Source organism: uncultured Legionella sp. (genome assembly GCF_937871865.1).
In the GTDB taxonomy this organism is placed as follows: domain Bacteria; phylum Pseudomonadota; class Gammaproteobacteria; order Legionellales; family Legionellaceae; genus Legionella.
Map to the genome: position 1 here is coordinate 1 of NZ_CALMPD010000093.1, position 9,150 is coordinate 9,150.

Consider the following 9,150-nt stretch of genomic DNA (forward strand, 5'->3'; position numbering starts at 1 on the left):
GCGTTATTCCTGTAAATAAATTACAGTCTAGCTCAAAGTTAAATTGACGCTGCCTTTCCACGGGTTATTTGGTGATTAATTGGTCGGTTTAACGGAAAATGAACATCGCTAAATAAACGGACGTTTTTCTAGTGGTCGAGAAATTTCAGTTGCAATTAATCTGGGCCAGAAAATTTATAGAAGCATTTAAAGTGAGCCCAAGTTAAATTATAGTCGCAATTAATTTGGGCCAAAAAAATGCGATGATTGCGAGCCGAGGTGTTTATAGACGCGAGCCGTTACAGGTATTCGTGCATATCATTTCTAGCCTGCTGCAGATCAGACTTTTCGGTTGAATGTGAATAAAGATCACTAACCGATAAACTGTGATCATCTTCTTGAGCCAAAATAAAGTCGATAAAGCGCTCGATCTTATCAATAGCGCGTTCATTTTTACTCTTATAAAGCTTCAAAGTTTTCAGATGTGCATTTCGGCATTCACGGCAGATATCGTAATTCTGGGTGCAAAATAAATCCCAAGCATGTTCAATATCCCAAAAATTGCTTCTGAATAACCATGTGCATCAGTCGAATGGATGGTGCTTTTTATTGAAAGGTTATGTAATAACCCATCCGCGACATAGGCTGCTTCTCGTTCAGAACTACTGATGGACGTGGTATAAAACAGGCGATTCAGCTCATCGATAAAGCTGTAAAGGGAAGCTCCTGAACCACTTCCAAAATATTTGAACGATTTATTGGCATTCAATGATTCAACAACTACGCTGACTTTTCGCCCGTCGCTGGATGTATGTAATTCACCAGGATTTTTTTGATAGATGCTGGCTAATGATAGCCTACCGAGCAGATCAAGAATGCTTTGATTGGCAGCATTAATATTATCAAGGCTCATGTGCCAGTTTACAAAATTTTCCAGGACATCCTCCGTAATCCCTTTGGAAACATTGGCCATCTTGTTAATGCCAATATTGCATCCCATCCCCAAGATTGCTGCATAAAATATGGATGTTTTTGGCAAGATCTTCTTATCTTTAACGCTGTGATGGCGAAAGCAATCAAGATAACCAGTTAATCGTTGAATATCACTCAATATTTTCAATACCGATGTGTATTTCTGATCAGCAAATAAAGAAGATACAGATTGCATATTTATTTTTTCGACTTTAGGAGTTGCCAGCACCATTCGTCCTTTTGAATCAAATTTGATGTGTGGATTTTTGTCTGCCTTTATACGACGATTGGTTTTATGATATGCCCCATGAAGCTTTTTTTGAAAGGTTGCCATTAATTGATCAATATTTGCAAAATCGAGCAGTCCAGCTTCTTCCAGTAACCGATTTTTGTTAGCTTGCCAGTGCTCTTTGGGATGTAAATAATTTTCCAGTGACAGATAGCGATAGGCTGGTTTCAGACTGATTACACCCGCTTTTAAAGCATCGGCCGTGTAAAAATACAGCAGAACCTTATAAAGGGAGACCCTAAATTTACCTTCACTAGAATAAAGTGCAGCCTGCTCACTTTCAGATAAAAAGCTTACTGGTGCTTCTTTCCCCACATTCCCTGTTTTAGCCTGATAGTGTTTAATGGCTACCAAAATGGCAGGGATATCCTGATTTTCCGGGATATCAAATGCAATATTGCGCAAAATATCAGCCACCCTGTTCTGTAATTTAAGGGACAAATCCTCCAGTATCTGGTAATAATTCTGAGCATTAATCTCATCGAGTGCCCGTTTTGTACATTCATCCAGTTTTGGTTCTGGTGGATAGATTTCCAAGTGCTGGTGATAGTCCTCAAGGAGTAGCCTGATTTGCTGAACCTTTTCCGAATCGCTTAAATCAGGAGATGTTGCCAGCCTTTCAATTTTTTTCAGCTGAGCCTTATAGGATATTCTTGCATCTGACAGTAATTGCAGGGTTTCTTTTTGCTGGTCTTTCTGTTTAAAGATCTGTTCCTTTTCATTTTTTGTAGCGGCGTTTTCCGCTGCCTTCACACAGTTGAGTAAAATATCTGCAAAAATATCCTGCCTTAACTGGTATTGATGAACCAGAAAACAGATTATATGGAGATAGCGTTTATCAGGCTGAAGCTGATTAATCTGAAACAGGCTGGCCTTGCGAACCCAGGTTGCATAATGCTTGATTGTATCATTGTGCAGATTTAGTCTGTCCAGCAAGGGGATGATACTATTATAGAGGGTTTGGATTAGTTGATAATCCTCGATACTCTCCCTAATTTCCTTTGGTTTTCTTGAATGACTAATGGTTTTAAGCCTTGCAAGTGTAGAAGAATCAGCATTCTTTATTTTTAAAAGACCATCCATACTGATTTTGTGATCATTGGATAATTGATCCTCAATCAAGTGAATCAGATGTTTATCATAATCACTGATTATCTCTGTGATACTCAGGGCAAATCGATTATAGCGAGGGATCTCAATACGCCTGGCTTTCAGAAGATAGAATACATCCTGTAAAATCTGTTTTGGTGGGTAACGACGGGCAACGCGATCATGTATGCTTTCCCTGAACAATGTTTTTGCCTCTTCATCAAAGGGCTTTATCGCAAGATATTCCCGAATTATCTGTTTATGGTAATTAAACGTCCGCTGATTATATTTTGTTAGCCGCACTTCATTGCTGTCTAAACCATATTGTTGGCATATAGCCCTGAGCTCAGATTCATAAAACTGCCTTGGCTGATAGAATCGCGCTCCTGCCAGGCAATATCCAAACAATAAAATAAATCCAGCTTTATTGGTGATGTTATCCACGCTTTCCAACCAGGCTGTTAATTCTGGTGGCAAACAAAAATATTTATTTTGTTTATCGGGAGAAAAATTTGGCGGACTATTAAAAATAATCTTTTCTGCAGGTGTCAGTATTTCAAGCTTTGCCATTAAGGTACATCCTGGACATCAAATTAAATGCTATAAATGCTCGTTTTATTGCGCAAGAAACTATAGCATATAGGTGCGTTATAAACGATAATAAAATCTATGGTGTTATGTAGTAAAACTACCTTAATACAAAAACAATAACAATTGGATGAAATTTGTATGATTTATGGCTATGTTCGTGTGAGTACCCAAGATCAAAGTTTAGACAGTCAAAAAAATGCCATTAGTCGATATTGCATTGATCAAAAACTAATGGTTGATGAGTGGATAGAGCTGGAAATGTCTTCGCGTAAGTCCACAGTACATCGCCGTATCGATGAGCTATTAAGTAAGTTATTACCAAATGATATCGTAATTGCTTCAGAATTATCTCGGCTAGGACGATCCATTAAGGAAACACTTAATACAATAGAAACGATTATTCAGGATAAACATGCAAGGCTGATTCTTATTAAGCAAAATCTTGATTTAAACCCAGCCGCTAAAAGTAATGTAGCCAATAAAGTACTAATTACCATTTTTTCAATGCTTGCTGAATTAGAAAGATATTTTATTTCTGAACGAACCAAGGAGGGGTTACGCGCACGAGCTGCTAAAGGCATTAAGCTCGGTAAACCCAAAGGGATAATACAAGCCTCAATGTATGATAAAGACAAAGAAAAAATTCTTCATCTTTATCAGTTAGGTGTACCGCTTCAGAAAATCATAGGAACCCATTTAGGATATGGCAAATATTTATCACTGAAAGCGTTTATCAAAAAACTAAAGGAATAACTTTAACTCTCTCTTTAATAATAGATACAAGGAAAAATGGCATGCCTGCTGCGGTCTTAATTCTTCTGATTGTACTCCTTATAATCGCATTGCGAAGAGCGACAAGCATTGTTATTCCCATATGGGCAATTATGGCTTCAGGCGCTGTTGCTGCTTTATTGCTTCAACAAATAAGTCCTGTACATGCTCTTAGGGCCATTGAACCAGAAGTGATGTTTTATTTGTTTGGTGTTTTTTTATTTCTCAGGCGGCAGAAGAAAGCGGTTATCTGGAACACCTGACTGATCAGATTTTTTATTACACCAACACTGGAAAGCAAGCCTTATTGTTGATTGTTTGTATACTTGGGCTTGGTGCGGCGCTGATAATGAATGATACGATAGCCATTATTGGTACGCCTATTATATTGCAACTTTGTAAATCGCATAAAAATTTAATCAAGCCATTACTTTTTGCTTTAGCCTTTTCCATAACTATTGGGAGTGCCATGAGCCCTATAGGCAATCCACAGAATTTGTTGATAGCAATAAAGGGGGAAATAATTTCTCCCTTTATTGTTTTTATAAAATATCTGACCATTCCAACCTTATTAAATCTGGCTGTAACTTATCTTTTTATTTGTTTGATCTACAGAGACAGTTTAAATACAACTATTGAAAAACCCATCCCAACACCAATTGGCGATTCTCATACGGTGAGACTAGTTAAAATAAGTTTGACAATGATGGTTATTCTAGTGGGTATCAAAATTGTAATGGACTTTCTTCATACAAAAATACAAATAAATTTTAGCTATATTGCTCTTCTATCGGCTATACCTATTTTATTGAGTAATCAACGATGGGTTTTTATAAAAAAATTGGATTGGGGTACATTAGTTTTTTTCGCAAGCACTTTCATTCTTATGCAAAGTGTATGGGATAGTGGTTTTTTTCAAGCGAATATGAACCATTTTCACATTTCTGTGAATCATATTGCAGTGATTTTGCTAATTAGCGTTATTCTTAGTCAGTTTATTTCAAATGTCCCATGGGTCGCATTGTACTTACCTCTACTAATGCATCATTCACATTCTAATTTGAGCTTATTGTCTTTAGCAGTGGGGAGCACCATTGCTGGTAATTTATCTATTTTAGGTGCAGCTTCTAATATCATTATTATCCAAAATAGTGAAAAACGTGGGGTTAAGGGGGTTGGATTTTTCGAGTTTATAAAAATAGGAGCTCCTCTTACGTTAATCAATCTTTTAATCTATGCCTACTTCCTTCAAGGAGACTAAGTGAAAAACTCATTACTATCAAGCCGTAGTTTGCTTGCATTAAGCCTGATGATATTTTTCATTGCCGATATTCAAGGAGGCATTGGTCCAATTCTCTCTATTTATTTACGCTCCAATTTAGGATGGGATACAAGCCAGGTTGGTATGGCGCTAGCTACAACGGGTATTGTTGGCGCACTATTTCAAATACCTAGTGGAATAATAGTTGATGCCATTCGATTTAAGCGGACGCTTATAGCCTTTGCATGTATCTGTATTATTGTAAGCTGCGCTATTTTGTTAAGCCAAACTTCCTTATATCTCATTATTGCAGCGCAATCTCTTCTGGGCCTGGCCTCCAGTCTGATTCCCCCTTCAATTGCAGCAATATCATTGGGTTTAGTGGGGAAAGACTTGTTTCCCAACAGAGTCAGTATAAATGAATCTATTGTTCATGCAGGAACCGTCATTGCTATCTTAATAATAGGATTATTATCCCAATTATATGGGCATTCATGGATAATATATGGCACTATCATGTTTTCAATATTTGCATTAATTCCAATCCCATTCATTAATGCAAATGAAATAAACTATTCTGTCGCTAGAGAGTTACCCCTTATACAAAATGGGAGAGATGAAACACAAGCTCCCGTTAGCTTTTTACAACTTGCAAAATCAATGCTGATTTTTTTTAGTGCGGTCATTGTTTTTCATTTTGCTAATGCAGCGCAATTACCTTTGGTTGGTCAAGAACTTGCAAAAATTAATCCTGATAATGATTCTATTTTTATGGCACAAATAGTTATGGTTGTAGTTGCTTTTTCCTTAGGATTGATAATAAATAAAATAGGGCGTAAGCCCATATTTCTATTTGCATTTCTCTTTTTAATTTTACGGTCTTTATTATGTTCAATAACAGAAAACTCCTTTTACTTACTGCTTATCCAGTTACTAGATGGAATTAGCGCTGGGATTTTTGGAGTAGTGGCGGTAGTTATAGTTTCTGATTTAGCAAGTGGAACAGGGAGGTTTAATTTTTTATTGGGTGTTCTTGGATTATGCGTGGGCATCGGTTCATCACTTAGTAACATTATTGCAGGATTCATAACGAAAACTTACGGATTTCAAGTGGGGTTCATTTCGCTATCTGTTATGGCCACAGTTGGATTATTCACTTTTACATTTACATTGCAAGAAACTAAGGCATTGAGTGACAAATAATTAATCACCACTATTGATGTTGTAATTTAATTACATCTCATTGCCAGTTTGGGCTGGATATGCGGTAAAACCCGTAAGGTGAGTTATAAGTGCATTAGGAAAATATTTTTTTACCAGTGAACGATAAGTACTGCTTAAATCCATACAAACCACCTTAACTTTTTCTTTACCAGGTAATTGATTTAGGCAGATCGAAAGGGTTGTGTGGAGAGGGCTGATGGATATTGTGTTGCGACAGAGGGGCGCACGGGGACTGCTGAAAAGTGATATAAAAATCAAGGTCATGCATTGGAAACGAAGCAGTTACGGCTCATCTGATGCCCCGTGGCTTGCCACGGGGCATTTGGTGGTGACCGTATGACACTATCTATGAAATTGTGCAGCTACTGCCTGGTTTATACTCAGGCTCTTTGTTACTTTCATCCTCTGAATCCTTTTTATTTTCAGGCTCCCCACTCATTTTGTCTCCTCTCGCTAAAGCTTCTTTCTCTCGCCGGGCTTGTCTTAACTGCTCAGTTAGTATCTGGAGCACATCCTGTACATTTTCACCACTTTTATTACTCACGTCGATGTAAATCATGTCCATCAATTCTGCATATTCAACGACGTCATCCGAAGAAATTTTACGTTCAGCTACCAGGTCTGATTTTGTTCCAACAAGCATGATCTGATCACGTCCAAATCTGCATCTTTCTTCCACAAGTTTTAAATGCTTCTTAATATCGCGGAAGGATTCTGGATTAGTAACATCAAAAAGAATCATCATGCCGTGCATGCCATTAGTGTGTGAATCCCATTTTTGGTGAGGAGGGAGCTCCCAAAGTTGAAGCTCGGTTATCGCACCCTCTGATTCTTTCATTATAGTAACATGATGCAAGAAGTTAGTACTTGAATAAATGTGGGAAAACTCATTGTTTGCCGCTCGCTTCATCAAAGAGGTCTTTCCCGTTTCTGGACTTCCCAATACTCCAATTTTAAACATGTCGTATTCTGGTTTTTTAAAAAGATTTGGTTGATAATTAGCATATTTTCTAGTTATCTCCTGCTTATTTTTCATAATCGACCTCTAAGAATAAAGTTAAATGGCAAAGTTATTATAACAAATGACTAATTATTTGTCAATATGTGCTTTGTTGTGTCTGTTTCGGTTTGGCTTTTGCTAACGAAATAACGTTAAATTGACTATACCTTCCGTTTCCAAAAAGTTTTCGAGAACCTTTAGCAATGCATGTCTCAAATGCTAATAAAAACAAACAGGTTAGCTTATTTGAGTCGTCTTGGAAAAGGCCGTATTCAGATCGTGGCATTCGTAAAATGTTGGAAAAATACAGCGAAATAGCAGGAATGAGTCATACTATTTCTCCTCACAAATTAAGACATTTTTTGTTCACTTGGCTGAAAGCTCAAGGAGTTGATGATGCATTGATTCAACCGTATTCAGGTCATGAAACCCGCGCCTCTCTTGAGGTATACTCGAAATTATCACTATCAAATGCTCAAGATACCTACGATGAGAAAATTAAAGATTTCCCTGTGTAATGTGGGAAATTTTACACTTCACAGCACGATCTTTAGTCCTTGGCCTAATACGAGTATCAAGCGTGTTGGGATTATCCAGCAGCTGGCCAAACAATCTTAAGGCACAAACCTGCAGAAATCCCCATAATTGGTATTATTTCCTAAATTTTTTAATGAAGATCGAATCGTCAGTGCTTAAAGACCAATCGCGAATAATTTCATCTTCAGAAAGTCTGGGCTGTTGTTTCATTAATAAATCAGCCTTATTTTCTTAAATATTGGTATAACGTTTCACGGCTAATACTAAAATCACGTGCGATATGACTTTTCTTATCTCCTTGAGTCACACGTTTTTTTATTTCGTCAATTTGTTCCTGAGATAAAGCTGCCTTCCTGCCTTTATAAGCGCCACGCTTTTTAGCAAGGGCGATCCCTTCCATTTGACGTTCTTTAATTAATGAGCGTTCAAACTCAGCAAATGCGCCCATGACAGATAGCAACAACGTTGACATTGGTGAATCTTCGCCTGTGAATGTTAAACTTTCTTTCACAAATTCAACTCTAATTTGTTGACCAGTAAGTTGTGTTACTAGTTTACGTAGATCATCTAAATTGCGCGCCAACCGATCCATGCTGTGTATAATGATGGTATCGCTATCACGCGCATAATCGAGCATGGCTTCAAGTTGTGGTCGTTCAGTATTTTTTCCGGAGGCTTTATCTATAAATTTTTTGTTAAGTGTAATTCCTTCGAGTTGTCGTTCTGGATTCTGCTCAAAGCTACTGACTCGAATGTAACCAATTCTCTTACCTGACATGATATTAACCATAAAAACGAATAAGTGTCAGGTTGAAGTTTAAGAGGTTGACAAAGACGTGTCAATAAAATACATTGACAACTCCAAATTGACACAGTATTTCGTTTTATCCTGACATCAGAATAGAGTACACTTCAAGCTGACAATTATTTAATAGATTCAAATGAAAATCGAATTTGATCCAAACCCTAATAAAAGTGATATTGATTTCTTAACCAATAAAATTAATCAGGAAACGGAAGACTATGGACAAGCGACTCCTTTTGGATTTTTCATTAAAAATAGTAACCATAAGATAATTGCTGGTGCCAATGGTTTTATTCTTTATGGGTCTGTGTATACGGATCAACTGTGGGTTTTACCTGAATGCAGGGGAAGAGGTCTTGCAAAGAAATTAATGGAAGCTATCCATGCTCATGGAAAACATCAAAAATGTAAAATAGCTACTGTTCAAACAATGGAATTTCAAGAGGCGGCTGAATTCTATAAAAAACTAGGCTATGTACAAGATTTTAAACGTTCTGGATATATAAAGAATAGTTACTGTATCTTTCTGAAGAAAGAGCTATAGATAAACCGTAAATTTTGACACGAATGGGGTCACCCTTACGCACGCCACTCGTTAGCAAGCCATATTTTTTAACTCCTGCATCGCAATC

General features: G+C 37.3%; 8 protein-coding genes and 2 pseudogenes. 6 read left to right on the forward strand and 4 right to left on the reverse strand.

What is annotated here, in order from left to right; genetic code table 11:
• Positions 1 to 457: 457 nt before the first annotated feature.
• Complete coding sequence (locus Q0495_RS05455) at positions 458 to 2,899, reverse strand: Tn3 family transposase (RefSeq protein WP_298623931.1); 2,442 nt, start codon at positions 2,897 to 2,899, stop codon at positions 458 to 460.
• 159 nt (positions 2,900 to 3,058) lie between these two features.
• Between Q0495_RS05455 and Q0495_RS05460 the strand changes: the two genes are divergently transcribed.
• From Q0495_RS05460 to Q0495_RS05475, 4 genes are read left to right on the forward strand one after another with little or no spacing between them, the layout of a single operon-like run.
• The gene (locus tag Q0495_RS05460) at positions 3,059 to 3,673 is read left to right on the forward strand and encodes a recombinase family protein (protein ID WP_298623933.1); all 615 of its coding nucleotides are present in this window, start codon (positions 3,059 to 3,061) and stop codon (positions 3,671 to 3,673) included.
• Positions 3,674 to 3,714: 41 nt separating this feature from the next.
• On the forward strand, positions 3,715 to 3,954 hold the full coding sequence (locus Q0495_RS05465; protein ID WP_298623935.1) for a hypothetical protein: 240 nt from the start codon (positions 3,715 to 3,717) through the stop codon (positions 3,952 to 3,954).
• Entirely contained in the window at positions 3,951 to 4,952 is a 1,002-nt protein-coding gene (locus Q0495_RS05470; RefSeq protein WP_298623944.1) for an SLC13 family permease, read from the forward strand. Before Q0495_RS05465 ends, Q0495_RS05470 begins: the two co-directional genes overlap by 4 nt.
• Complete coding sequence (locus tag Q0495_RS05475) at positions 4,953 to 6,155, forward strand: MFS transporter (protein WP_298623937.1); 1,203 nt, start codon at positions 4,953 to 4,955, stop codon at positions 6,153 to 6,155.
• An 84-nt stretch (positions 6,156 to 6,239) separates the two neighbouring features.
• Here the strand turns inward: Q0495_RS05475 and Q0495_RS05480 are convergent.
• Together Q0495_RS05480 and Q0495_RS05485 are read right to left on the reverse strand one after the other, a co-directional pair.
• Positions 6,240 to 6,341: pseudogene (locus Q0495_RS05480) on the reverse strand (transposase); the annotation flags it as partial.
• Between the two features lie 181 nt (positions 6,342 to 6,522).
• Positions 6,523 to 7,212 (reverse strand): Rab family GTPase, encoded by a 690-nt coding sequence (locus tag Q0495_RS05485; RefSeq protein WP_298623938.1) that lies wholly within the window; start codon positions 7,210 to 7,212, stop codon positions 6,523 to 6,525.
• Between the two features lie 146 nt (positions 7,213 to 7,358).
• On the opposite strand from Q0495_RS05485, the pseudogene Q0495_RS05490 reads away from it, so the two are divergent.
• A pseudogene (locus Q0495_RS05490) lies at positions 7,359 to 7,694 on the forward strand (tyrosine-type recombinase/integrase); the annotation flags it as partial.
• Positions 7,695 to 7,936: 242 nt separating this feature from the next.
• On the opposite strand, the gene Q0495_RS05495 reads toward Q0495_RS05490, so the two are convergent.
• A complete protein-coding gene (locus Q0495_RS05495; RefSeq protein WP_298623940.1) occupies positions 7,937 to 8,491 on the reverse strand; it encodes a recombinase family protein in 555 nt (184 codons plus the stop codon).
• 163 nt (positions 8,492 to 8,654) lie between these two features.
• On the opposite strand from Q0495_RS05495, the gene Q0495_RS05500 reads away from it, so the two are divergent.
• The gene (locus Q0495_RS05500; protein ID WP_298623942.1) at positions 8,655 to 9,062 is read left to right on the forward strand and encodes an N-acetyltransferase; all 408 of its coding nucleotides are present in this window, start codon (positions 8,655 to 8,657) and stop codon (positions 9,060 to 9,062) included.
• The last annotated feature ends 88 nt before the right edge of the window (positions 9,063 to 9,150 follow it).

Excerpts from the sequence above, each read along its gene's own strand:
- Q0495_RS05455 (WP_298623931.1), bottom strand. The coding sequence starts at position 2,899 with ATGGCAAAGCTTGAAATACTGACACCTGCAGAAAAGATTATTTTTAAT.
- Q0495_RS05495 (WP_298623940.1), bottom strand. The coding sequence starts at position 8,491 with ATGTCAGGTAAGAGAATTGGTTACATTCGAGTCAGTAGCTTTGAGCAG.
- Q0495_RS05485 (WP_298623938.1), bottom strand. The coding sequence starts at position 7,212 with ATGAAAAATAAGCAGGAGATAACTAGAAAATATGCTAATTATCAACCA.
- Q0495_RS05460 (WP_298623933.1), top strand. The coding sequence starts at position 3,059 with ATGATTTATGGCTATGTTCGTGTGAGTACCCAAGATCAAAGTTTAGAC.
- Q0495_RS05465 (WP_298623935.1), top strand. The coding sequence starts at position 3,715 with ATGCCTGCTGCGGTCTTAATTCTTCTGATTGTACTCCTTATAATCGCA.
- Q0495_RS05500 (WP_298623942.1), top strand. The coding sequence starts at position 8,655 with ATGAAAATCGAATTTGATCCAAACCCTAATAAAAGTGATATTGATTTC.